Source organism: Bradyrhizobium sp. CB1015, assembly GCF_025200925.1.
In the GTDB taxonomy this organism is placed as follows: Bacteria; Pseudomonadota; Alphaproteobacteria; order Rhizobiales; family Xanthobacteraceae; genus Bradyrhizobium.
In genome coordinates, this window is sequence record NZ_CP104174.1 from 1073867 (window position 1) to 1096300 (window position 22434).

Genomic DNA, 22434 nt, shown 5'->3' on the forward strand with positions numbered 1-22434 from the left:
CCGACATCGCTGTGAGCCGTTGATCCCGTGGACGCGCTGCCCTCACTTCTTGTTGCGCTCGGCGATCTGTTGCGCCACGTCGGCGGTGATGCGCTTGTAGGCGTCTTCGAGCGTCGTCTCGCCGGAGACCGCCTGCCCGAGCCGGCTGATGACGGCGTTGAAGATGATCCGGCTGTTGCCGTAGCCCTGGGTGCGGTAGGCGATCGGCGAAAGCGCGGCAGCGCTGGCGGTGAAGACCTTCAGTGCGGCGGCGGCTTCGGGGCTGGCGGTCGGATAGTCGATGCCCTTCTTGGCGAGACCGAGGTGGCCGGGCACGAACAGCGAGCGCGAGTAGAACTCCGCCAGCACCGGTTCGCTTGCAAGATATTCCATCACTCGCGCGACTTCCTTGGGATGCTGCGTCGTCTTGAAAGCAACGAGACCGGCGCCGCCAGGCATGCTGCTGCACCCGCCTGTCCCGCAGGGATTGGGGACCGCGATCCAGTCGAAAGCGTTGTCGACGGTCTTGGCGAACTGAGCGATCTGCCACGATCCTGACAGGTACATGACGACCTGCGCGTTCTTGAATTCGTCATTGGCGCCGCGATAGGCCGTGCCGGAGACCGAACCCCAGAGCTCCTTCGACATGACGCCGGACTTGTGCCAGTCGTAGACGAGTTGCGCCGCGCGCTTGAAGCCCTCGTCCACGACATCAGGTTCGCCGTTCGCGCCGAAGACCTGCGTGCCTTGCGACACCGCCAGCGCGTAGAAGCGGTGGCCCGAGCGGTCGAGCGCGAGCGGGAATGGCGCCTGGACCTTGCTCGCAACTTCCTTCGCCGCCTTGGCCCAATCCTCCCAGGTCGACTTCTCGCCCGGCATCGCGACGCCGGCCTGCTCGAACAGGGTCTTGTTGACGAAAGGACCGGTGACGGTGAGTTGGGTCATGAAGCCCGGGATGGCCTGCGGCGCTCCCGACGGCCGCATCCATTCGAGGAACGGGCCGAAGTTCCTCTCCCAATAGGAGGGATCCTTCAGCAGGGGGCGCAGATCAAGTGCGTAGCGCGACAGGCCGCCCATATCGACGACACGCGCCATGTCGGGGCCCTGGCCGGAGGCGAGCTGCACCGGCAGATTCTCGTTGATCGCCTTGTAGGGCACCTGATCGAGGACGACGTCGATGTCCTTGTTCTGCTCGTGGAAGCGCCGGAGCAGGTCGGCCATCACCTCGCCTTCGTTTCCGTCCGAGTACCAGGCCATTCGAAGCGTGGTCGTCTCGGCCGCGGCTGGTCCGCTGAAGGCGGCGGACGAGAGGGACAGCGCAAGAGAGATGATAAGGGACGTCACGGTACGCATGATCGTGTCTCCTCCGCACGCGCAGACCCAGCGGGTTTGCGCGAAATAGGCGCAACGGGTCCGCTTTCCGACGGACCCAGCGCAGACGTTTCCTTCCACATCGGCACCCAACCCCGGTCGGATGCCGATTTTCGCAACTTCGGCGCAGTCTTGATTGGCGCGCGCACGCCACGGCTGAACGGCGCGACAGCGGCACGCAGGCATGAAATGGACATTGGCAAACGTTTGCCAATCTGTCAATCTGGTCCAAATCGTGGTTTTTTGGTCTCAGAGCAGACACGACCACAAACGCGCGGATCACCACGGCATGCCATCGGATCAGACGCCCTGGAGGCCGATACTGGAGGACGTCTCTCTCGCCACAGTCGCGGCCCGGGCCGGCGTGTCGGTTTCGACCGTATCGCGGATCGTCAATGGCGAGATGCGCCGCGCCTCTCCTGCCACGGTGGCGCGGGTGCTCGAGGCGGTGGAGGCGGTCGGCTATCGCCCAAATCCCGTGGGGCGCGCCCTCAAGCGCGGCCAAAGCCAGCTTGTAGCGATGATCGCGGCCAATCTCGACAATCCGGCGATGGCGACCATCGCGAGCTCCACCGAGGCGGCATTGCGCGAGGCCGGCTACGTGATGGTCCTGTGCGACACCCACGACCGCCCCGAACTTCAGGACGAATACCTCGACGCGATGCGGGCCCAGATGGTGTGCGGCTATGTCCTCGTGGCGGCGGTGCCCAGCCCGGGGTTGAGCGAGCTCTCGGCGTCGGGCACCCCGGCTGTGTTCGTGAACCGCCGCAATCCGGGCGGAAGCGGCTCCTTCGTCGGCATCGATGATCGCGCAGCAGGCGCGACCGTGGCTGACTATTTCATCGACCGCGGACGGCAAGCCCCGGCCGTCGTATTTCCGCGGCTCGGCTCGACCGCATCGCGGGACCGCGTGTCGGGCTTTCTGGCGAGGCTGCGGGAGCGGGGCTGGGCCGACGAAGCCATTATCCAGGCCGCTGGTGAAGGACGATCGCATCTCCAAATTGGCTACGATGCCGGCTCGAGAATTTTCGTCGGCAGCGACACGCCCGACGCCATTCTCTGCGTGAGCGACCAAATCGCCTATGGCCTGAACCGGCGCGCGCTTGAATGCAGCCTGAAAATCCCCGAGGACTGCGAACTGGTCAGCATCGACGGCACCCCTCTCAACCAGTGGGTCGCCCCGTGGTTAAAGTCGATCGAAATTCCCTACGCCTTCTATGGGGCGGAAATCGTCGCGGGCCTGCAGTTGATCTGGCGGGGCGAACCGCTTGGCGAACGGCTGCTGCCCTACAAGTTCGGCTGACGCGCAACCGCGCGCGCTCGCCCGTCCTGGCACTCCACTTGCTCAGTCATGACCCAAGCCATGGCCTCGGCGGAGAGGTCGTTTCAGGTTGAGGCAAGTGATGCAGGAAGTGTCCCGTTCTGGTGCTGCTGATGAACTCCGGCTCGACGCGTTGATCGCCGATTTATGGTGGCGCGTCCGGCTGATTAACACCGACATTCTCGAGGAAGAGGCTCGCGCCGGGGTGTTCGACCCGACTCAGCCGACCTATCCGCTGCTCGCGCTCAACCTTCGCGCCCGGCGCGACAATCTGGTCGCGACCATCGGCGTGCTCGAGCAGCGTGCGAGATCGATGTCCGAAGCGGCTTGACGACGGTTCGCGGGCGCGGCGGCAACTCAACGACTTGGTGAAACCGGCTGGCTGCAGCGCCAGAGGCGGGCGCGGGATGCAATGCGCATCATCGCATGGCTCGAATGCCTCCGGCGCTTTGCCGGTAACAGTTGAATTCAGGCCGCCGCCTGCCCGTGCTATTGCTGGTCTCTGCAACCCCGCGAGGCCTCCATGCTCCCCATTCCCGCCGATATCTTCACCGAACCCGAGAACGTCTCGCCCGACGGACTGGCCAATCTCGGCCCGCTTCGGCGTCTTGCCGGCACCTGGCAGGCGGACAAGGGCATCGACATCAATCCGAAGGCGGAAGGGCCGGAGCGGCGGACCTTCATCGAGCGCATTCGCATGGACCCGATCGATCCGCAGGCCAACGGGCCGCAGCTGCTGTACGGACTGCGCTATCACATCCACATCAACACGCCCGAGGAAGACATCACCTTCCACGACCAGGTCGGCTACTGGCTGTGGGAGCCGGCGACCGGGCTGATCATGCAGACCCTGGCGATCCCGCGCGGGCAGGTGCTGCTGGCCTCGGGCAAGGCCGCGTCGGATGACAGGGCGATCTCGGTCACCGCCAAGCGCGGCGACACTGCCTACGGGATCTGCTCGACCGATTTTCTGGAGCAGGCGTTCCGCACCGACGCATATCGCTGCGACATCACCTTCAACGACGATGGCAGCTGGACCTATCTGATCCAGACCGAGTTGTTCGTGCGCGGCGCGCCGTTCAATCACCGCGACACCAACACGCTCCAGCTTGTAGCGCCGCCCAAGCTCAATCCGCTGGCGGCGATCGTGAACGGTCGTGCCGCAGGCGATGGTTCGGCGGCCTGAGCGCTGCCCGGAGGATTGCATGAAACCGTACGTCATCTGCCTGATGCACTCCAGCCTGGACGGGCGCACACATCCCAGCCGCTGGCGTCCGAAAGGCGCAGGCACGGACTGGTTCGAGAAGATCCATGACGAGCTCGGCGGTGATGCCTGGGTCATCGGCCGCGTCACCGGGTCGGAGTTCGCCAAGGGCAAGCCCTATCCCGCGACGGACGCGAAATTCCCACGCGAGAACTGGTTCGCCCGACGCGATGCGAAGACCTATGGCGTCGTGCTCGATGCAGAGGGCAAGATCGGCTGGGGGCGCGCGGAGATCGGCGGTGATCCGATCGTCGTCGTGCTGACCGAGAAAGTCCCGGATTCGCATCTCGCCGGCCTGCGCAGTGAGGGCGTGTCCTACATCTTTGCCGGCAAATCCGAGATCGATCTTGCACTGACGCTGGACATTCTCGCGCGCCAGCTCGGCGTGAAGCGTCTGCTGGTCGAGGGCGGCGGCGTCGCCAACGGCGCGTTCCTGCGCGCCGGTCTCATCGACGAATTCAATCTGATCCTCAGCCCCGCGATCGACGGCGCAAAAGGCGCCCCCTTCGTGTTCGATTCGACCGAGGCGGACAGCGACCGGCGCGCGCCGCTCACCGCGATGACGCTGGAGAGCACGCGCGAGCTCGGCGGCGGCGTCCTGCTGCTGCGCTATCTGATCCAGAACGATCCGCAAGCCGCGAGCCGGTAAGGCGCGGCCATGTCCGATCCGTCCCAGCACATCGTCATCATCGGCGCCGGCGCGGCCGGCCTGATGGCGGCGCGCGAGCTGGCGCGTGCCGGCCGCAAGGTGACGATCCTGGAGGCGCGCCGGCGCTGCGGCGGCCGCATTCATCCGCTGCCGGCCTCGGAATTCGGCTATGCCGCCGATGGCGGCGCTGAGTTCGTTCATGGCGAGGCGCCGATCACGCGCGCATTGCTGCGCGAGGCCGGCCTGTCCCTTCTGGAGATCGAAGGCGAGCAGTGGAGCTTTGACGGGACGAAGCTCACGCGCGAGGCGCACGACGATCCCCATGAGGCGGAGCTTCAGGCCGTGCTGGGGAACTTGAAGGACGACCTCACGGCCGCCGACTTCCTGCGCCGGCATTTTGCAGGCGACGACTACGCGCCGATGCGCCATTCGATCGAGCGGATGGTCGAGGGCTATGACGCGGCCGATCCAGAACGCGCCTCCACGCTGGCGCTGCGCGCGGAATGGATGGACGGCGGGCACGCTCCGCAGGCGCGCATCGCCGGCGGCTACGGCGCGATGATCGAATTGATGGCGGCCGACTGCCGCAGGCATGGCGTCACCATCCGCCTCGGCTCCGTCGTCTCGGCCATTGCGGAGGAGGACGGCGCGGTGATCGTTCGCTGCGCCGGCGGCGATGTCCACACCTGCGACCGCGTGATCGTCACCGTGCCGCTGCCGCTGCTGCGCGAGATCGCGCTGCCGGCAGGCGCGCGGGCGAAGCTTGCGGCTGCCGACGACATTGGCTTCGGCAACGTCATCAAGATCGTGCTGCGCTTCGCGCGCCCATGGTGGCGCGAGCGCAAGGAAGACCTTGCCGACATGACCTTCCTGCTGTCGGATGAGGCGATCCCGGTATGGTGGACGCGCTACCCGGACCAGCATCCCGTGCTCACGGGCTGGTTCGGCGGCCCGCGCACGGCGGAGCTGGAAAGCCTCGACGCGCAAGCACTCATTGACGTCGGGCTTGGCTCGCTCGCCGCCGTCTTTGGCCTGCCGCGCGATCACATCGCCCGCGAGCTGGTGGCGTCTGCTGCGACCAACTGGGCGCATGATCGCTTTGCGCGCGGCGCCTATTCGTGGGCGACGCCGCGGACGCGGGAGGCACAAGCGATCCTCGCGCGTGCCGACGGCTTGGTGTTGTTTTCCGGTGAAGCGCTCTATCGCGGCCGCGACATGGGCACGGTCGAGGCGGCTCTGGCGAGTGGCCTGGAGACGGCGGGCGCGATCCTGCGAGAATAACAAAAGAGGCCCGCATCTCTGCGGGCCTCTCGTCTTTCCGTCTTACCAGCGACCGCCGCCGAAGCTGAATGTCACGCCGGGGCCTCCGCCGTAGTAGCCATAGGGGCCGCCGCCGTAATAGCTATGGCGCGGGTAATAGCCGTAGCTCCCGTAATACGGCCGATAATAGCCGTGATGATGCCGCCAGTGATGGTGGTGACCGTGCCAGCGGTAGTGCCTGCGGTGCGCGCTGAAGTCGGTGGACTGGCTTTCCTGCGCGGTCTGCTTGGCGCTTACGCTGCCGGCCGCGTTCGCCGATCCGCCGGCCAACGCCGCAGCACCGAGGGCGATCGCGGCAATGAGATATTTCATGTCATCACTCCAGTTGAATGTTGCGTGACAACACATGAGCATCCCGCGCGTTCCGGCCGGTGCGGGCGTCGAAACGACGCAGATTTTCAGTTCCCGATGAACGTGCGTTAACGTTTGTGAACGAGCAAGGGCCGCGCGCTCTATCGTCGCATGAACGGGGCGTGGCCTTTCGGCTCGTGCCCCGGACGCAGCGCAGCGTCTCTTCGACGATGCGCTGCTGAGCCGGGGCCCCTGGTGCGCCCGCTGCATGGGTCCCGGCTCTGCGCAGCAGCGCAAGGAGCGCTGCAGCGCGTCCGGGACACGGATGGCTCAACGCAACGTGATCTGCATGCCGGCGGCGCTTGATCCAGCGCAACTTTCACAGTCGCCGCCCGATGCAATGTCACCGCGACATCGGAGCGAAGAATCGAGGCAGGTCATGAAGGCGTATTTCATCGGCGGTGGCATTGGATCGCTCGCGGGCGCGGCGTTTCTCGTCCGCGATGCTCAGCTGCCGGGGCGCGACATCGTGATCTACGAGGCGCAGCCGCTGGTCGGCGGCAGCCTCGACGGCGCGCAGCTGCCGAACGGCGCCTATTCGCTTCGCGGCGGGCGCATGCTCACCACCGACCATTACGAATGCACCTGGGATTTGCTGTCGAGCATTCCCTCGCTCGAGCATCCCGGCCGCAGCGTGCGCGAGGAGACGGTCGCATTCAACGTGGAGAATCCGGCGCACTCCAGGGCACGTCTGGTCGACCGTAACCGGTTCAAGGTCGATGTCTCGCATATGGGCTTCTCCGCACGCGACCGGCTCGAGCTGCTCCGGCTCACCGAGGCTTCGGAGGAGACGCTCGGCGACAGCCGCATCACCGACTGGCTGTCGCCCGGATTTTTCGAATCGAATTTCTGGTACATGTGGCAGACCACCTTCGCCTTCCAGCCCTGGCACAGCGCGGTCGAGCTGAAGCGCTATCTGCATCGCTTCATGAACGAGTTTCCGCGCATCGAAACGCTCGGCGGCGTCAAGCGCACCGTCTACAATCAGTATGACGCGATCGTGCGGCCGCTCGCGGACTGGCTCAAGCGCCAGGGCGTGCAGTTCGTGCGCGGCACGCGCGTCGTCGACATGGCGTTCGAGACCGACGGCGGGCGCTTGCGGGTGCGCCAGCTCACGCTCGACCGCGACAGCCGCACCGCCAACGTCCGGCTCGAAGACGACGACATCGTCTTCTTCCAGAACGGCTCGATGACGGATGCCTCGAGCCTGGGCTCGATGACCGAGCCGCCGCCGCGCCTGACCAAGGCCGACAGTCAGGGCTGGGCGCTGTGGGAGACGATCGCGCAAGGACGTCCCGAATTCGGCAATCCGTCGGCGTTCAACAATTCGATCCCGGAATCCTATTGGCTGTCCTTCACCGTCACCTGCCGCGATCCACGCTTCTTCGACCAGATGGAGGCGTTCTCCGGCAACAGGGCCGGCACCGGCGGGCTGGTCACGTTCAAGGATTCCAACTGGTTGATGTCGGTCGTGCTCTATCACCAGCCGCATTTCACGGGACAGCCGAAGAACGTGCAGGTGTTCTGGGGCTATGCGCTGCATCCCGACCGCATCGGCAATTTCGTGGCAAAGCCGATGTCCGATTGCGGCGGCGCCGAGATCCTGAAGGAGCTCTGCGGTCACCTGAACTTCGATCCCGTCGTGTTCGACGACGCGATCTGCATTCCCTGCCGCATGCCCTACATCACCAGCATGTTCATGCCGCGCAACCTGGCCGACCGGCCGCTGCCGGTGCCCAGGAATTCCGTCAACCTCGCTTTCGTCAGCCAGTTCGTCGAAATTCCCGACGACGTCGTGTTCACGGTCGAATATTCGGTGCGTGCCGCGCAGATGGCGGTCTATCAGCTCATGAAGATCGATCGCCCGGTGCCGCCGGTGACGCGGCACGACAAGTCGCTCGCGGTGATCTTCGCGACGCTGGAGAAAGCGTTCGCGTGATGACTACTTGAAGGGGTCCTGGATCGAGGGTGCCGACTGGCGGATACGGCGCACGCTGACCGGCGTGCCGTCGGAGACGAACAGCAGCTCGTATTTGCGGCCCTGGCTGTCGGTCGCCGAGCAGGTGACGTCCTTCACCTTCCTGGCGGCGAAATTGCCGGTCTGGCGGCAGATCCCGGTCGAGGTCTGCTCGGCCGGCACCGGCAGGCCGTCGACCTTGGGGCGGTTCTTGGAGTTGAGCAGCATGCGGTCGATCGGCAGCTCGTAGGAATTGTCGTCGGCGCGCTTGCCGTTCTCGCCGGAGAACGACACCACATGACTGTCGTCGGAGGGATCGTCGACCGCGACCGCGAAATTGACCCGCCCCGTGTCGCCGTGGGCATAGGCCAACGTCTTGCACGGCAAGGTGCGGCCTGCGACCCTGAACGTCTTGCAGTGGCCCGACATCAGCGCCAGGAGATCGATGAAGGCGTTCGGCTGCGCCGGCGGATTGTTGACCGGAATGGGTTTGGAAGTCTCGGCAAAACAAGGACTTGCCAAGACCACGAGCAACGCGGCGAGGACCAATCGGCGAAGGCGCATCGTCGGACTCATGTGCCAGGGGGCCATGGCGGCGGAAAAGTTCCGCACCATAACCATCGAACCGCAAATTGGTTGCGATCCCGTTTGTGCTGTAAGTCCCGCCTGGAATACCACCGCGTCAACCCCGACGGCGATTGGTCCAAATCGCCCGAACCGTCCCAGCGGGCACATGCCATCAGGGCGGTGTTTTTTTCGTGGCGGAGCTTAGAGCATCGCCGCCTGCCAGCGCCTATCGCGGGGCCATGGGTCGATGTAGGTCCCCCGTCTTCACGCCGTCCGAGCGCGACGGCCTTCGATCGGATAGGCCGGGTCGTTATAGCCCGGCGTCGAGGGATGGCCTGGCGTCACCAGGCGGTCGATCAGCGCCTCGTCCTCCGCGCTGAAACGATAATCGAGCGCGCTTATGTAGCCGTCCCATTGCTCCTCGGTACGGGGACCGGCGATCACCGACGAGACGAAGGCGGAGTTGAGCACCCAGCCGACCGCGAACTGGCCGGCGGTGATGCCTTTCTTCTCGGCGTGAGCCTTGATCTCCTGCGCAAGCCGGAGCGATTCCGGCCGCCATTCCGTCTGCATCATGCGCGTGTCGTTGCGGCCGGCGCGCGTCTCCTTGTCGGGAGCTGCATCCACCTTGTACTTGCCGGTGAGCACGCCGCGCGCAAGCGGGCTGTAGGGCACGATTCCGAGGCCGTAATAGGCGCAGGCCGGAAAATGCTCGACCTCCGGCATGCGGTTCATGGCGTTGTAATAGGGCTGGCTCACCGCGGGCCGATCGATGCCGAGGCGGTCGCAGATGTTGCAGATCTCGGCGACGCGCCAGGCGCGGTAGTTGGAGACGCCGAAATAGCGGACCTTGCCTGATCGAATCAGGTCGCCCATCGCGCGCACGGTCTCCTCCAGCGGCGTGGCATGATCCTCCTTGTGCAGATAGTAGATGTCGATGTGATCGGTGCCGAGCCGCATCAAGCTCTCGTCCGCCGCCTGGAACACCCAGCGCCGCGACAGCCCGCCGCGATTGGGATCATCGCCCAATTCGTTGTTCATGGGATTGGCGAGCTTTGTGGCAAGCACCCAGGCGCCACGATTGCGCGCGATGGCGCGGCCGACGACCTCCTCCGAGCCGCCTTTCGAATAGGCGTCCGCGGTGTCGATGAAATTGATCCCGGCGTCGTGGGCCTTGTCGATGATCCGCTTTGAGGTGGCTTCATCGGTCGGCCCGCCGAACATCATGGTGCCCAGGCAAATCGGCGACACTTTCAGGCCGCTGCGGCCGAGCTGACGGTATTGCATGGGCGGATCCTCGATGTTTTATGGAGGCCAGCATAGCCAGCAACGCCCGTCATTGCGAGCGCAGCGAGCAATCCAGAAATGCCATCACCTCTCGTCGTCCCGGACAAGCGCGCCACAAGCGCGCGTAGATCCGGGACCGACCTCAGGATCGCGTTTGGCGAAGACTCGGAGTTGGCGGCGGCGCGCTACGACTCCTCCCTGGGGTTATGGGTCCCCGCGTTCGCGCTGCCTTCGCGGGGACGACGGCGAGTGTGTGGCTGCGACGGTGACAGCCTGACCGCCTACCCCGGCCCCTTCAAGATCTTGAACACGCCGTTCGCCATCACGATGCAGCGGTCGTCCACCGTCAACTCGGTGCTCATGAAAATCAGGCTGCGGGTCGAGCGCACCACGCGGGGGCGGGAGATCAGGACGTCGCCGATCTGGCCGGCCTCGACGAAATGGGTGTCGAGCTGCACCGTCGCCAGGTACTCCTTGCCGGAGACGTAGCGGGCCGTCATGCCGCAGGTGCGATCGGCGAACGTCATCATCACGCCGCCCTGGACCATGCCGCGGCGGTTGTGGTGCTTGTCCTCGGTCGCGAGCGCGAACTCGTAATGGCCGTCGACCTTGCGCTCCCACAAGGGGCCGATCAGGTGCAGGAAGCCCGTGGTCTCCAGGATGCTCCAGCCCTCTGATTTCAGCCTTGCGGCGGCCTTGCTCGTCATGTCGTCGTCCATCCTCGCAACGCGATCTCTCCTCGTTTCATCAGATGCGGTCCTGGTGTAGTCAAGCATGATGAGAGCGTTCGACGATGCCACCAGACGGAATATCGCTGAGGCCTGCGCGGCCTTCGCGCGGCTGCCCGAGATCGCCGCGCCGTCGGCGCTGAAGCGCGCCGCGGTGGTGTTGGCGCTGACTGAATCCGACGACGGCGACGACACCGCCTTCCTGCTCACCAGGCGCGCCTCGCACCTGCGGGCCCATCGCGGCCAATGGGCGCTGCCCGGCGGACGCTGCGATGCCGGCGAGACGCCGGTCGAGGCGGCGCTGCGCGAGCTCGACGAAGAGCTCGCACTCGAGCTGTCAGGCGATGCGGTGCTCGGCCTCCTCGACGACTATCCGACGCGCTCGGGCTATCTGATCACGCCGGTCGTGGTCTGGGCGGCCGACAGGGCTGCGATCCGCCCGAACCCGGACGAGGTCGCCTCCGTGCATCGCATCGCGCTGGCCACGATCGAGCGCGACGATGCCTTCGATTTCACCGCGATCCCCGAGAGCAGCCGCCGCGTGATTCGCTTCCATCACCAGATGAGCCTGATCCACGCCCCGACCGCGGCGCTGATCTACCAGTTCCGCGAGGTGCTGGCGGGGCGGCACACCCGCGTCACCGACCTGGAACAGCCGGTATTTGCCTGGAGGTGACGATGGTAAACGGCGCGTTAACGTGACGGTTACCGGATGCCTGCTAAGAGGGCAGCATGCATCATTCGATTCGAAACAAATTGGCGCTGGTTCCGCTCGCGCTCGTCCTGATCTCGCCCGCGGCGCGCGGCGCCGAGGCCGACGCGCTGCCGCCCGCAATTCGCAATGCCAACGCCCAGCTGCTGTCGCAGTTTTTCGCGCAAGGCGCGGGGGCGTCGCCCGCCGTGCTCGAATATCGCCGCAAGCTCGCGGAATATCAGGCCGCGCGCGCGGCCTTCGATGCCGAGGCCGGTGCTTATTGGAGCCAGATCTCCGAGAAGCGGAAGGCGCGGAACGCCAAGCGGCGCAGCGGGCAACAGATTACGCTGGATGATTACGTGCTGGAGCATCCGCCGCTCTATACCGGGCCGAAGAAGCCGGTGAACCCGGAGCCGGAGGAAACGCCGGACCGGCCCCCCAAGAAGCCAATCCCCGTGGTCGCCGATCTTCTGCGCGCGGCGCAGGAGCACTACCAGTTCACGCCGCAGCGCCCGTCCAGCGAGCTCGAGTTCAAGCGCGCCTATGCGCGCTACGCGCTGGCCTCCGGGCTGACGCGCGAGCAGGCGGTGCGGGTCTATTCGTTCGAGACCGGCGGCACCGGCAGTTACGACGTGCAGGCGGGCATCGAGCATGGCGGCAAGCGCGCGATCTCGACTGCGATGGGCTACAACCAGCTGCTCACCACCAACAGCGTCGAGCTGCTTGCCGAGCAGGGCCACGAATTCATTCGTGCGCTGTCCGAGAAGGTGGCGCGGGCCTCGGGGCCGGCGCGCCAGACGCTCGAGCACAAGCTCGCCGTGCTCAAGAAGATGGTGGCGCATGCAAAGTCGGTGCCCGACACCTGGTCGGAGCACGAGAAGATCGGCAACACGCCGCAGGGTTGGGCCATGCATGCCATGGTGCTGGACATCGACATCGGCCCGATGCTGCAGACCCACAAGCTGCTGACGTCAGTGCTGTTCGCCCGCGCCAAGGGCTTCACCCGCCCGCTCTCGGCGGCCGAGCTCGAGATGATGAATCTCACCGGCGACGGTACCGGCCTCGACATGGTGACGATGCCGCAGGCGATGCGCGAGCAGGTGCCCACCTCGAACTTCTTCCAGCGCGGCGGCTACGAGCGCAACCCGGTCGCGATCCGCCACAACACGGTGGCGAAGCTGCTGGCCGTGACGGACGAGCGCATGGACTTCAACAGCAGCAAACCCGGCGCAAGGGAGCTGGCAGGGGCGTTTTAGGAAACACGCCGTCGTCCCGGACAAGCGCGCCCTTAGGCGCGCGTAGATCCGGGTCCCATAACCACAGGATCAAGTTTGGCGAAGACTCGTGGTTACCAGCTTCGCGCCGCAATTGCTCCCTGTGGTATGGGTTGCCGGGTTCGCGCTTCGCGCGCCCCGGGACGACAAAAAGGGACTTACTGATCCGGCCCGAACTTGAACTTGCCGTCGCCCTCCAGATACGGGCCGGTGCGCATGTAGAGCTGGCCGTTGTGGCCGATGAAGAACAGCGTGCCCCTGGGCACCTTCTTGGCGCCCTTCAAGAGCTCACCGGCGTTGCTGGTGCCCATCTTGTAGGAATAGGTCTTGCCGTCTTTGTCGTAGGCGTAGCCGGTGTCGGGCTTGAGCTCCCAGGGCATTGCTGCGGTTTGCGCCAATGCGGGCCCTGCCAATGCGCCGAGCGCGGCTGCGGTTGCAAATGTCTTGATTGAAAATGCCGTCATCCCATCCTCCCAAGGTCGGGACATTCCAGGCTTGAACAAATCACGAACGATGCGTCCCGGTCAATTTGCGAAAGCGCCGCAGCGCATCACCTCTTGGCCAGCAGTTTGTGATTTTCCCTTCGTCCCCTCGCGACTATGTTCCGCTTTCCGTCTAGAACGCAACTCGACAAAAATATTGGTGGGGGTGATTCGAATGAACCTTGTCGTTAAAGCCTGCTCGGCTGCCGCGCTGCTGCTTACCGCGCTGGCGCCGGCCGCCCAAGCCGATGACTACCAGCTCAGCCACAACCAGCGGATTTCGTGCAGCCGCGGCCTTGCCCCGGGCAAGCTGAACACGGCGACCTGCAAGTCCTACACTTATCTCTTCAACACCAGGACCTCGGAATATTTCCGCTGCCAGGTCTCTCTGGCGCTGACCCGCGACAACAAGGAAGTCATCAACGTCCAGACCGACGGCGGCTGCACCAAGAAGCCGCGCATTTTCGAGACCGACGGCAAGTATGATTTCGACGCCACCGAGACCGAGCCGCCGAACACCAATTCGTTCTTCGGCCCCGGCGGCTATTCGGTCTGGGCCGCCGACGTCGGTGCGCAGAAGGTGCGCGGCTGCATCATCATCTCCTCCGGCCTCGGCTCCGACATCTCCAAATGCCTGGACATGACGTTCCAGTGAGGGAGCGCTACGTGCGATGAGGCCGGGCCCGACCATCGCCTTGTAGAAGGTGCGCTCCCTCCCTCGCTTGCGGGGGAGGGCTGGGGAGAGGGTGTCTCCACAACGCAAGCGGGAGAGGTGAGCGAGCCCGCGGCACGCGTGAGCGAACCTCATGTGAGCACGACCTTGTGCGCCACCTCGCCGCACCGTCCGGTTCCAAAAAACCCAGCCGGAACGGCCCTTTGCCGCAGTCCTGTTTTGCCTTTTGGATGGGTTGACCCGCACCCCTCATCCGGCCAATTTCGCCGCCGGTTTGGGGAGAACAACAACCATGAAACGGACTATTTTCGGCGCGGCCGCGGCTCTTGCTCTGGCGGCGTCGGCACCTTGCGCGCAGGCGCAATCCTTCATCAACGTGCTGACCGGTGGCACCTCGGGCGTCTACTATCCGCTCGGCGTCGCGATCGGAAAGATCTACGGCGACAAGATTCCGAACGTGAAGACGCAGGTGCAGGCCACCAAGGCGTCGGTCGAGAACCTGATCCTGCTGCAGCAGGGCCGCGGCGAGCTGGCGTTCACGCTGGGCGACTCGCTGAAGGCCGCCTGGGACGGCGAGGAGGAGGCGGGCTTCAAGACCAAGCTCGACAAGCTGCGCACCATCGGCGCGATCTATCCGAACTACATCCAGATCGTCGCGACCGCCGACAGCGGCATCAAGACACTGGCCGACCTCAAGGGCAAGAGCCTGTCGGTCGGCGCGCCGAAGTCGGGCACCGAGCTGAACTCCCGCGCGATCCTGGCCGCTGCCGGGATGAGCTACAAGGATCTCGGCAAGGTGGAATATCTGCCCTTTGCCGAATCCGTCGATCTCATGAAGAACCGGCAGCTCAACGCCACGCTGCAATCGGCCGGCCTCGGCGTCGCCTCGCTGAAGGACCTCTCGACCTCGAGCCCGATCACCGTGGTGTCGGTGCCGAAGGAGACGGTCGACAAGATCGGCCCGCCCTTCGTCGCGGCGACCATCCCGGCCAATACCTATACGGGCCAAGACAAGGACGTACCGACCGCGGCCGTGATCAATTATCTCGTCACGAGCTCCGCCGTATCGGACGATCTCGCCTATCAGATGACCAAGCTGGTCTACGAGTCGCTGCCGGAACTCGTCAACGCGCATGCGGCGGGCAAGGAGATCAAGCTCGAAACGGCCGCCACTGGCAGCCCGGTTCCGCTGCACCCCGGCGCGATCCGCTATTACAAGGAAAAGGGGCTGATCAAGTAAGGTCGGCTCTCGCAGCAGGGCGTCATGGCCGGGCGTGTCCCGCCTGCGCGGCCGAAGCCGCTTCGGCGAGGCGAAGGCCCGGCCATCCACGTTCTATGGGCAGGCGAGAAGACCGTGGATGCCCGGGACAAGCCCGGGCATGACGACGCGGATCGACCGTGCCAGTGATATAAGCGCTCGACGATTGGGATGGGTTGAAATGCTGGAAAAGGCTGAGGGCACTCGAGAGCCCATCAAGGTCGAGTTCGACAATTTCGAGCATGGCTTTCCTGAAGGCTTCGGTCCGGGCTGGTGGGGCCAGCTCGCCTATTGGATCGGCATCGCGTTCGCGACCTTCCAGCTCTATGTCGCCGCCTTCAACTATCTGCCGAGCCAGGTGGTCCGCGGCGTCCATGTCGGCTTCCTGCTCCTGCTCACCTTCGGCCTGATCGCCAATTTCACCGCGAAGAGCAATTTTGGCCGTGCGCTCGGCTGGGCGATCGGCGCTGCCGGCTTCTTCTGCGGTCTCTACCAATGGATCTTCTATGCCGACCTGATCGCGCGCGACGGCGATCCGACCAGGCTCGATCTTGCCGTCGGCACGCTGCTCGCGGTGCTGATCTTCGAGGGCACGCGGCGGCTGATGGGCGCGGCGCTGCCACTGATGTGCGGCGCGTGTCTCCTGTATTGGTTTTTCGGGCAGTACCTGCCGTCGCCGCTGAACCATCGCGGCTATGATTTCGACCAGATCGTCACGCATCTGTCGTTCGGCACCGAAGGCTTTTACGGCGTGCCGATCTACGTCTCGGCGACCTACATCTTCCTGTTCATCCTGTTCGGCTCGTTCCTGGAGCGCGCCGGCATGATCCAGCTGTTCACCGACGTCTCGCTCGGCCTGTTCGGCCGCACCCGCGGCGGACCTGCCAAGGTCGCGGTGTTCGCCTCGGGCATGATGGGCACCATCTCCGGCTCGGGCGTCGCCAACGTCGTCACCGTCGGCCAGTTCACCATCCCGCTGATGATCAGGTTCGGCTACCGCCGCGCCTTCGCGGCCGGCGTCGAGGCCACGGCGTCGATGGGCGGCCAGATCATGCCGCCGGTGATGGGCGCTGTCGCCTTCATCATGGCCGAGACGCTCGGCGTGCAATATTCGGAGATCGTCAAGGCGGCGGCTATCCCAGCGATCCTCTATTTCGCCTCCGCGTTCTGGATGGTGCATCTCGAAGCCGGCAAGCACGGCCTCGTCGGCATGAAGCGTTCGGAGATCCCGAGCGCCTGGAAGGCGCTGGTGACGCGCTGGTACCTCGTGCTGCCGCTCGCCGCCCTTGTCTACATGCTGTTCGAGGGCTTCACGCCGCTCTACGCCGGCAGCATGGGCCTTGCGCTGACGGTGACGCTGATCCTCGGCACTGCCATCACGACGGGCGCCTCCTCGAATGTGGTCCGCACCATCTTCTGGGTCGGGCTCGCGCTCGTCGTCGCGGCACTGTCGCGCGACGGCCTCCAGATCGTGCCGGTCGCGACCGTCGTGGTCGGGCTGATCGTGATCACGGCGTTCGTGCGCGGCGGCTTTGCGGCGTTGCGCGCCTGCCGCGATGCGCTGGCCGAGAGCGCGAAATCCGCCATCACCGTCGGCATGGCCTGCGCCATCGTCGGCGTCATCATCGGCATGATGTCGCAGACCGGCGTCGGCACCATCTTCGGCGGCTGGGTGATCGGTCTCGGCGAGAAGAGCCTGTTCCTGGCGCTGGTCATGACCATGCTGCTGTCGATCCTGCTCGGCACCGGCATCCCGACCATCCCGACCTACATCATCACCGCCGCGCTCGCCGCGCCGGCGCTGGCCAAGCTCGGCGTGCCCTTGATCGCGAGCCACATGTTCGCATTCTATTACGGCATCATGGCCGATCTCTCGCCGCCGGTGGCGCTCGCCGCGCTTGCCGCCGCGCCGATCGCCAAGGAGAATCCTGACAAGATCGGCTGGGAGGCGATGCGCATCGCGCTCGCCGGCTACGTCATTCCCTTCATCTTCGTCTATTCTCCGGCCTTGATGCTGCAGGCCGGCGATCCCATGGCGGCCAAGCTCGGCTTCTACGGCGCGGTGGCGCTGGCGAGCTTGAAGGCGCTGGCGGCGATCGGCCTGTTCGGCATGGTCGCGATCGGCTTCCTGTTCACGCGGCTGACGCTGATCGAGCGCCTGGTCGCGCTCGGCGCGGCGTTCTGCCTGCTCGGCGAATTCCCGTTCAGCGACACCGCGGGCTTCGTGCTCGCCGCGGCGCTTGTGCTGTGGCAATGGCGGCAGCGTCCGCCGGCGCCGGTCGAGGCGGTGTGAGTCTCTGTCTTGCGGCAGCCGGCGGCGTGAAGGCGCTCGCCCTCACAGCCTTCACGCTTGTCTGGACGCATTCGATCGCGAAGGTTGAATGGCAGGAGGACTGGCGCCTCACGCCCGCCGGTCTCGAGCTGGTGCAGGCCCGCGTCAAGGGCACCGGCCCCGGCATGGAGCCGCCGGCCGAGGCGCGGCTGGTCGACGGCTGGTTTCAATGGCGGCCGCAGCGTGCGCCGATGCCGGAATTGGTGCTCGGCAATTCGGGCGCGGCGGGGGAATGGCGACTCTGCCATGACGGGAAGTGCCGGACATTGTCGGAGATTGTTGGGCATCCCGTTGGTGCTAACGTCACCAAGATGAGCGTCTGCAAAGAACCGTAGCCCGGATGGAGCGCAGCGTAATCCGGGACCACTGCCCCCGGATTGCGCTGCGCTCCATCCGGGCTACAAGAACGACAAACAGGGAGACATACGATGGATCGGCTCAAGGGCAAGGTTGCGATGGTGGTGGGCGCCGGCTCGATCGGCCCCGGCTGGGGCAACGGCAAGGCAACCGCGGTGACCTTCGCGCGCGAGGGCGCGCAGGTGTTTTGCGTCGATCGCAATGGTGCCGCGGCCGAGGAGACCGCTAAGATCATCACCGGCGAGGGCGGCAAGGCGACGGCCTTCACGGCCGACGTGTCGCGCGCCCGTGAGATCGAGGCGATGGTCGCGGCGTGCCTGAAGGCCTATGACCGCGTCGACGTGCTCGACAACAATGTCGGCATCGCCGAGATGGGCAGCGTGGTCGAGGTGAGCGAGGACAGCTGGGATCGCGTCTTCAGCGTCAACCTCAAGAGCGCCTATCTCGCCATGAAGCACGTGATTCCGATCATGGTGAAGCAGGGCGGCGGCTCGATCATCAACATCTCCTCGATCGCCTCGATCCGCCACATGGGCATCTCCTACGTCACCTATGGGACCTCGAAAGCGGCGATGAACCAGATGACTCGCACCACCGCGATCGAATTCGCGCGCCATCATGTCCGGGTCAACGCGATCCTGCCCGGCCTGATGAAGACGCCGATGGTCGAGCACTCCGCCGGCCTCGCCGCCAGCTACGCCAAGGGCGACGTCGAAGCGATGTGGCGCGCACGCGACGCGCAGGTGCCGATGGGTCACATGGGCGATGCCTTCGACGTCGCCAACGCCGCGCTGTTCCTGGCCTCGGACGAGTCGAAATATGTGACGGGAATCGAGCTGGTGGTGGACGGCGGGATTACGTGCAAGGCGGGGGCGTAGCTTCCAGTCTTCGTCGCCGTCCCGGATCGGCGCTCCGCTTGTCCGGGACGACGCCGAGAGCTACTGCGCCAGCGCCAGAATGCCGCCGGCAAAGGCGTGCCACGCGGCCGTCTCACTGACCGGCCAGTTCAGCACCTTCACCGCCAGAAGCGCGAGCGTGCCGAAGATGTACACCGGATGCACGCGCCCTTCGGTGCGCCAGTCACGCACCATGGCGACGACGAGCAGAAGGGAGGCGACCACAGCCGGCGCGATCGTCACGGGCACTGGCGGCGGGCCAGGCGGTCCGGGAGGGGCGAGGAAGGTCAGGAACCAGCGCGCGATCGCGGCGTCGAGGATCGAGACCGCCGCGAGCAGCATCAGGCGCTTGTGAATCTCGAGCCTGCGCGTGTTCATGATCGCGAGCACGAACACCGCGGCGAAGAAGGCGATGCCGCTGAGCGGCACGATCGCGAAGGCGATGCCTGCATCGGCCTGCCCGAGCGCCGCGGCGTTCTTCATCGACGTCACGGACGCGAAGCAGCCAAAAATGACCATCGCGGTCGCAAGCGAGACGCCGACGATGCCGAACGAGCGGTGGTTGACCACCCGGCCGGAAGCCGCGAGCCAGGTCTGGAGCACGAAATACAGCGACCAGGTGAAGAACAACAATCCGTGAAAATGAATCACCGGGCTGGCGGAGAATGTCCGGTGAGCGAGCGGCACCCAATAGGTCGGTGCGAAGCCGAGGAAGGCGGTGGCCGCGCAGGCCAGCGCCATGTGGAGATAAAAATATCGTGCAGGCGCCGCATCACGCGCGCGTACACGACGGTCGTCGATCAGGGTCGTCATCAGCAGTGAGTCTGGGGAGGCGGGGTTTGGTTCAAACTCCGGGACGCCGTGTGTGACTCGGCACACGTTGCTGAACGCCCCAAAACTCGCGTCCTCCTGGATCGGCGCGCTTAGCGCGCGCTTGTCCGGGACGACACCGAGTTTGTATCGCGGAGTTGCCTCATCCGCCCGCGCTCAATTCTGCGCGATCGAGCTCCTCCTCGAGCCGGTGAAACGCGTCGTCGCCGATCACCTCGGTGGCGCGCAGATCGAAGATCGCCTTGCGCGCGGCCTCGATGGCGCGGCGGCGGAGGGGATCGGCGGGCAGTTCGCCGTTGCTGATGCCGCCGTTCGGATCGGTCTCGGTCTGCATCAGGATGGCGCGATATTCGAGCCGCAGGATCTCCGCCTCCTCCGACGGATTGCTCTCGATCGCATCGAGCGCGGCGCGATAGGCGACCGCGCGGCCGCGGGCGACCTCGATGCCGACGGGATCGTCGTCCTTGAGGTTGAAAGCGAGGATCAGCGGCCGCAGCGTCAGGCCCTGGATCACCAGCGAGCCCAGCACCACCGCAAAGGCAATGAAGACGATGAAGTCGCGATAGGGAAAGTTTTCCGGCAGCGCAAAGGCGGTGGCGAGCGTGACGAGGCCGCGCATGCCGCACCAGGAGATGATGAGCCCGCCCTTGGGCGAGGCCACCTGCTTCGGATCCTTGGGATGATAGAGCCCCTGCGCGATCAGCACCCGGAGACTCGTGCGATAGAACGTCACCCAGAACAGGCGCACCAGGATCACCGTGAGCAGGATCCAGGCGGCGGCCACGCAATATTCCCAGCGCACGTCCGCGTCCAGCCGCGTCCAGATCGGCCGCATCTGCATGCCGATCAGCATGAAGGCGAGCACGTTGAGCACGAACACGGTCGTGTCCCACACCGCATAGGACGGCACCCGCAGCCGCGCCGGGATGCGTGCCGGCGCGGTCCGTGCGACCGTGATGGCATAAACCACGATGGTGAGGATGCCGGAGAGGCCGAGATGCTCGGCGGCGATCCAGACCATGAAAGTGGTGGCGAACTGCACGATGATGGCGCTCGGCGCCTCCGTCACCCGCTCCATGAACAGCGGAATGATGCGGCCTGCGGCCAGACCCGCGATGACGCTGCCGACCAGCGCCAGCGCCATGGTCGGCGCGACCTGGCTCCAGGTCAGATGCTCGGTGGCGACCGCGCCGACGGCGATGCGATAGATCAGCAGCGCGCTGGCATCGTTGAGCAGGCTCTCGCCTTCCAGGACCTTGACCATGCGATGGGGCAGCTTGACCTGGCTCAGGATCGCAACGGCAGCGGCCGCATCCGGCGGCGCCACGATGGCGCCGAGCGCGACCGCGGCGGCCCAGGGCATGTCGGGCATCAGCCGGTGCGCGACATAAGCGACACCTGCCGTGGTCAGGCCGACCGCGGCGACGACCAGGGTCGAGACCGGAACCCAGTTGTTGCGAAGGTCGCGCAACGACGTGTCGAAGGCGGCATCGAGCAGGACCGGTGCGACAAAAAGAGCCAAGGCCAGGTCCGGCTCGAGCGCCCAGGACGGGCTCGAGGGCACGAAGGCGATCAGCGCGCCGCCGATGGCGAGAAAGGTCGGGTAGGGCACCTTGATCCGCCGCGCCAGCGCCGATAAGCCAACGGCGCCGAGCAGCAGCGCGATGATCCATTCGAATGTCGACACGACGATCCCCGAAGCCGATCTGAGCGGTGCCACAAGCTAGCACCAATCCGGCCGTATGATGGATAGTACGGCTTCAAGGCAAGACCTCTTCAAGACAAGACCTTGAGAGGATTGACGACAAGGTTTCGACTGCAACGAGCATGCGTTTTCTCATTCAGCTGATCGGCGCCGGGCTGCTCTACGCGCTCTCGCTCGCCCCGGCCGATGCCGCGACCGGCGGCGAACCAGTGGCCGTGACGCCGGTCGATGTCGCGCCCTGCCTCGCGGCGGCCGCAGCCGACGACATGGACAAGGCCGCCACGGCCTGCGCCGCCGTGATCGACAACGAGAAGACGGCGAAGGGCGACCTGATCAAGGCCCTGATCGCGCGCGGCGCGCTCTATGCGCGGCGCGACCAGATCGACCGCGCCATCGCCGACGACAGCCGCGCTCTTCTGCTCGCCCCCGGCCTTGCGGACATCTTCAATGCGCGCGGCGAGCTCTGGCTGAAGAAGGGCGACAAGCCGAAGGCGGTGCAGGATTTCGGCGCAGCGCTCAAGATCGATCCGAACCACGAGAAGGCCAAGGCCAATCACAAGGCGATGGCGCGCGAGCTCGAGCGGATCGGCGCGCAGATGGCGGTCGCGGGCAAGCCCAGCTTCAATTGCGCGCGAGCGCGTCGGGCGGTGGAAAGGGCGATCTGCGGCAATCGCGAGCTCGCCGATCTCGATCGCGAGGTCTTTGCCTCCAATGCCCGTGCGATCCGTGAAGCGCGCAATGCGGCCGAGGCCAAAGCGCTCCAGCGCGAGCAGGACGAGTTCATCGCGCGCCGCAACGCCGATTTCGGCCGGCCGGGCTACGACCTGAAGAAAGCCATGCAGGAGCGCTTGCAGCGGCTGAACGGCGTGGATGGATATTGAGACTTTCGCCTCTCCCGCAAGCGGCGGGGCGATCACCTATGATTCGCGGTTGCAGGCTGCGTGTACGCCTCGTCCTTCGAGACGGCGCTAACGCGCCTCCTCAGGATGAGGCCAATTGGCGTCAGCGCCCGTTGCAATGCTGCCGCGCACTCCGTCCTCATCCTGAGGAGCCCGCCTAAAGCGGGCGTCTCGAAGGATGGCCGCAGGGTAAGAGCTCTCAGAGGTGATGGTCCTGCCGCAAGCGGGGCGAGGGAGAG

22 protein-coding genes are annotated in these 22434 nt (G+C 65.5%); 14 read left to right on the top strand and 8 right to left on the bottom strand.

Annotated elements, in window-relative coordinates; translation table 11 throughout:
• Positions 1-42 precede the first annotated feature (42 nt).
• The gene (locus N2604_RS04930; protein ID WP_260374067.1) at positions 43-1332 is read right to left on the bottom strand and encodes an ABC transporter substrate-binding protein; all 1290 of its coding nucleotides are present in this window, start codon (positions 1330-1332) and stop codon (positions 43-45) included.
• A 202-nt stretch (positions 1333-1534) separates the two neighbouring features.
• Here N2604_RS04930 and N2604_RS04935 point away from each other — a divergent pair, with 202 nt between their 5' ends.
• The 5 genes from N2604_RS04935 to N2604_RS04955 all read left to right on the top strand — a co-directional run bounded on the left by N2604_RS04935 (position 1535) and on the right by N2604_RS04955 (position 5865).
• Entirely contained in the window at positions 1535-2653 is a 1119-nt protein-coding gene (locus N2604_RS04935; protein WP_260374068.1) for a LacI family DNA-binding transcriptional regulator, read from the top strand.
• Between the two features lie 100 nt (positions 2654-2753).
• On the top strand, positions 2754-3002 hold the full coding sequence (locus tag N2604_RS04940; protein ID WP_260374069.1) for a hypothetical protein: 249 nt from the start codon (positions 2754-2756) through the stop codon (positions 3000-3002).
• Positions 3003-3194: 192 nt separating this feature from the next.
• Entirely contained in the window at positions 3195-3857 is a 663-nt protein-coding gene (locus N2604_RS04945; RefSeq protein ID WP_260374070.1) for an FABP family protein, read from the top strand.
• Positions 3858-3876: 19 nt separating this feature from the next.
• Complete coding sequence (locus tag N2604_RS04950; protein WP_260374071.1) at positions 3877-4584, top strand: RibD family protein; 708 nt, start codon at positions 3877-3879, stop codon at positions 4582-4584.
• A gap of 9 nt (positions 4585-4593) precedes the next feature.
• Positions 4594-5865 carry an NAD(P)/FAD-dependent oxidoreductase gene (locus N2604_RS04955; protein WP_260374072.1) on the top strand — a complete coding sequence of 424 codons (1272 nt, stop codon included), beginning with the start codon at positions 4594-4596 and terminating at the stop codon, positions 5863-5865.
• 42 nt (positions 5866-5907) lie between these two features.
• On the opposite strand, the gene N2604_RS04960 is transcribed toward N2604_RS04955, so the two are convergent.
• Positions 5908-6216, bottom strand: coding sequence for a hypothetical protein (locus N2604_RS04960; protein WP_260374073.1), 309 nt, complete (start codon positions 6214-6216; stop codon positions 5908-5910).
• Positions 6217-6634: 418 nt separating this feature from the next.
• Here N2604_RS04960 and N2604_RS04965 point away from each other — a divergent pair, with 418 nt between their 5' ends.
• Positions 6635-8194, top strand: a complete 1560-nt coding sequence (locus tag N2604_RS04965; RefSeq protein WP_260374074.1) for an oleate hydratase — start codon at positions 6635-6637, stop codon at positions 8192-8194.
• A gap of 3 nt (positions 8195-8197) precedes the next feature.
• Here the strand turns inward: N2604_RS04965 and N2604_RS04970 are convergent, their stop codons facing one another.
• From N2604_RS04970 to N2604_RS04980, 3 genes are all read right to left on the bottom strand, one after another.
• A complete protein-coding gene (locus tag N2604_RS04970; protein ID WP_260374075.1) occupies positions 8198-8776 on the bottom strand; it encodes a hypothetical protein in 579 nt (192 codons plus the stop codon).
• Positions 8777-9043: 267 nt separating this feature from the next.
• Positions 9044-10066 carry an aldo/keto reductase gene (locus tag N2604_RS04975; RefSeq protein ID WP_260374076.1) on the bottom strand — a complete coding sequence of 341 codons (1023 nt, stop codon included), beginning with the start codon at positions 10064-10066 and terminating at the stop codon, positions 9044-9046.
• A 281-nt stretch (positions 10067-10347) separates the two neighbouring features.
• Positions 10348-10773 carry a PaaI family thioesterase gene (locus tag N2604_RS04980; RefSeq protein ID WP_260374077.1) on the bottom strand — a complete coding sequence of 142 codons (426 nt, stop codon included), beginning with the start codon at positions 10771-10773 and terminating at the stop codon, positions 10348-10350.
• Between the two features lie 67 nt (positions 10774-10840).
• Between N2604_RS04980 and N2604_RS04985 the strand changes: the two genes are divergently transcribed.
• Positions 10841-11470 carry a CoA pyrophosphatase gene (locus tag N2604_RS04985; RefSeq protein ID WP_260374078.1) on the top strand — a complete coding sequence of 210 codons (630 nt, stop codon included), beginning with the start codon at positions 10841-10843 and terminating at the stop codon, positions 11468-11470.
• 56 nt (positions 11471-11526) lie between these two features.
• Complete coding sequence (locus N2604_RS04990; protein WP_260374079.1) at positions 11527-12744, top strand: hypothetical protein; 1218 nt, start codon at positions 11527-11529, stop codon at positions 12742-12744.
• A 176-nt stretch (positions 12745-12920) separates the two neighbouring features.
• Here N2604_RS04990 and N2604_RS04995 read toward each other — a convergent pair whose 3' ends face one another.
• Entirely contained in the window at positions 12921-13226 is a 306-nt protein-coding gene (locus N2604_RS04995) for a hypothetical protein (RefSeq protein WP_260374080.1), read from the bottom strand.
• Between the two features lie 193 nt (positions 13227-13419).
• On the opposite strand from N2604_RS04995, the gene N2604_RS05000 reads away from it, so the two are divergent.
• From N2604_RS05000 to N2604_RS05020, 5 genes are all read left to right on the top strand, one after another.
• Positions 13420-13899, top strand: a complete 480-nt coding sequence (locus N2604_RS05000) for a hypothetical protein (RefSeq protein WP_260374081.1) — start codon at positions 13420-13422, stop codon at positions 13897-13899.
• 310 nt (positions 13900-14209) lie between these two features.
• A complete protein-coding gene (locus N2604_RS05005; RefSeq protein WP_260374082.1) occupies positions 14210-15157 on the top strand; it encodes a TAXI family TRAP transporter solute-binding subunit in 948 nt (315 codons plus the stop codon).
• Positions 15158-15356: 199 nt separating this feature from the next.
• Positions 15357-17468, top strand: coding sequence for a TRAP transporter permease (locus tag N2604_RS05010; RefSeq protein ID WP_260374083.1), 2112 nt, complete (start codon positions 15357-15359; stop codon positions 17466-17468).
• A complete protein-coding gene (locus N2604_RS05015) occupies positions 17429-17842 on the top strand; it encodes a DUF1850 domain-containing protein (protein WP_260374084.1) in 414 nt (137 codons plus the stop codon). Before N2604_RS05010 ends, N2604_RS05015 begins: the two co-directional genes overlap by 40 nt.
• Positions 17843-17935: 93 nt before the next feature.
• Positions 17936-18742: an SDR family NAD(P)-dependent oxidoreductase gene (locus N2604_RS05020; RefSeq protein WP_260374085.1), complete on the top strand. Its 807-nt coding sequence runs from the start codon at positions 17936-17938 to the stop codon at positions 18740-18742.
• A gap of 60 nt (positions 18743-18802) precedes the next feature.
• Here N2604_RS05020 and N2604_RS05025 read toward each other — a convergent pair whose 3' ends face one another.
• Entirely contained in the window at positions 18803-19573 is a 771-nt protein-coding gene (locus tag N2604_RS05025; RefSeq protein WP_260374086.1) for a hypothetical protein, read from the bottom strand.
• A 160-nt stretch (positions 19574-19733) separates the two neighbouring features.
• On the bottom strand, positions 19734-21311 hold the full coding sequence (locus N2604_RS05030; RefSeq protein WP_260374087.1) for a sodium:proton antiporter: 1578 nt from the start codon (positions 21309-21311) through the stop codon (positions 19734-19736).
• A gap of 107 nt (positions 21312-21418) precedes the next feature.
• Between N2604_RS05030 and N2604_RS05035 the strand changes: the two genes are divergently transcribed.
• A complete protein-coding gene (locus N2604_RS05035) occupies positions 21419-22177 on the top strand; it encodes a tetratricopeptide repeat protein (RefSeq protein WP_260374088.1) in 759 nt (252 codons plus the stop codon).
• Positions 22178-22434: the final 257 nt, after the last annotated feature.

Excerpts from the sequence above, each read along its gene's own strand:
- N2604_RS04965 (WP_260374074.1), top strand. The coding sequence starts at position 6,635 with ATGAAGGCGTATTTCATCGGCGGTGGCATTGGATCGCTCGCGGGCGCG.
- N2604_RS04975 (WP_260374076.1), bottom strand. The coding sequence starts at position 10,066 with ATGCAATACCGTCAGCTCGGCCGCAGCGGCCTGAAAGTGTCGCCGATT.
- N2604_RS05025 (WP_260374086.1), bottom strand. The coding sequence starts at position 19,573 with ATGACGACCCTGATCGACGACCGTCGTGTACGCGCGCGTGATGCGGCG.
- N2604_RS05015 (WP_260374084.1), top strand. The coding sequence starts at position 17,429 with ATGGCGGCAGCGTCCGCCGGCGCCGGTCGAGGCGGTGTGAGTCTCTGT.
- N2604_RS05020 (WP_260374085.1), top strand. The coding sequence starts at position 17,936 with ATGGATCGGCTCAAGGGCAAGGTTGCGATGGTGGTGGGCGCCGGCTCG.
- N2604_RS04935 (WP_260374068.1), top strand. The coding sequence starts at position 1,535 with ATGAAATGGACATTGGCAAACGTTTGCCAATCTGTCAATCTGGTCCAA.
- N2604_RS04955 (WP_260374072.1), top strand. The coding sequence starts at position 4,594 with ATGTCCGATCCGTCCCAGCACATCGTCATCATCGGCGCCGGCGCGGCC.
- N2604_RS05010 (WP_260374083.1), top strand. The coding sequence starts at position 15,357 with ATGCTGGAAAAGGCTGAGGGCACTCGAGAGCCCATCAAGGTCGAGTTC.
- N2604_RS04950 (WP_260374071.1), top strand. The coding sequence starts at position 3,877 with ATGAAACCGTACGTCATCTGCCTGATGCACTCCAGCCTGGACGGGCGC.
- N2604_RS04930 (WP_260374067.1), bottom strand. The coding sequence starts at position 1,332 with ATGCGTACCGTGACGTCCCTTATCATCTCTCTTGCGCTGTCCCTCTCG.
- N2604_RS05035 (WP_260374088.1), top strand. The coding sequence starts at position 21,419 with ATGCGTTTTCTCATTCAGCTGATCGGCGCCGGGCTGCTCTACGCGCTC.
- N2604_RS05000 (WP_260374081.1), top strand. The coding sequence starts at position 13,420 with ATGAACCTTGTCGTTAAAGCCTGCTCGGCTGCCGCGCTGCTGCTTACC.
- N2604_RS04960 (WP_260374073.1), bottom strand. The coding sequence starts at position 6,216 with ATGAAATATCTCATTGCCGCGATCGCCCTCGGTGCTGCGGCGTTGGCC.
- N2604_RS04945 (WP_260374070.1), top strand. The coding sequence starts at position 3,195 with ATGCTCCCCATTCCCGCCGATATCTTCACCGAACCCGAGAACGTCTCG.
- N2604_RS04985 (WP_260374078.1), top strand. The coding sequence starts at position 10,841 with ATGATGAGAGCGTTCGACGATGCCACCAGACGGAATATCGCTGAGGCC.
- N2604_RS04980 (WP_260374077.1), bottom strand. The coding sequence starts at position 10,773 with ATGACGAGCAAGGCCGCCGCAAGGCTGAAATCAGAGGGCTGGAGCATC.
- N2604_RS04970 (WP_260374075.1), bottom strand. The coding sequence starts at position 8,776 with ATGCGCCTTCGCCGATTGGTCCTCGCCGCGTTGCTCGTGGTCTTGGCA.
- N2604_RS04940 (WP_260374069.1), top strand. The coding sequence starts at position 2,754 with ATGCAGGAAGTGTCCCGTTCTGGTGCTGCTGATGAACTCCGGCTCGAC.
- N2604_RS05005 (WP_260374082.1), top strand. The coding sequence starts at position 14,210 with ATGAAACGGACTATTTTCGGCGCGGCCGCGGCTCTTGCTCTGGCGGCG.
- N2604_RS04990 (WP_260374079.1), top strand. The coding sequence starts at position 11,527 with ATGCATCATTCGATTCGAAACAAATTGGCGCTGGTTCCGCTCGCGCTC.
- N2604_RS04995 (WP_260374080.1), bottom strand. The coding sequence starts at position 13,226 with ATGACGGCATTTTCAATCAAGACATTTGCAACCGCAGCCGCGCTCGGC.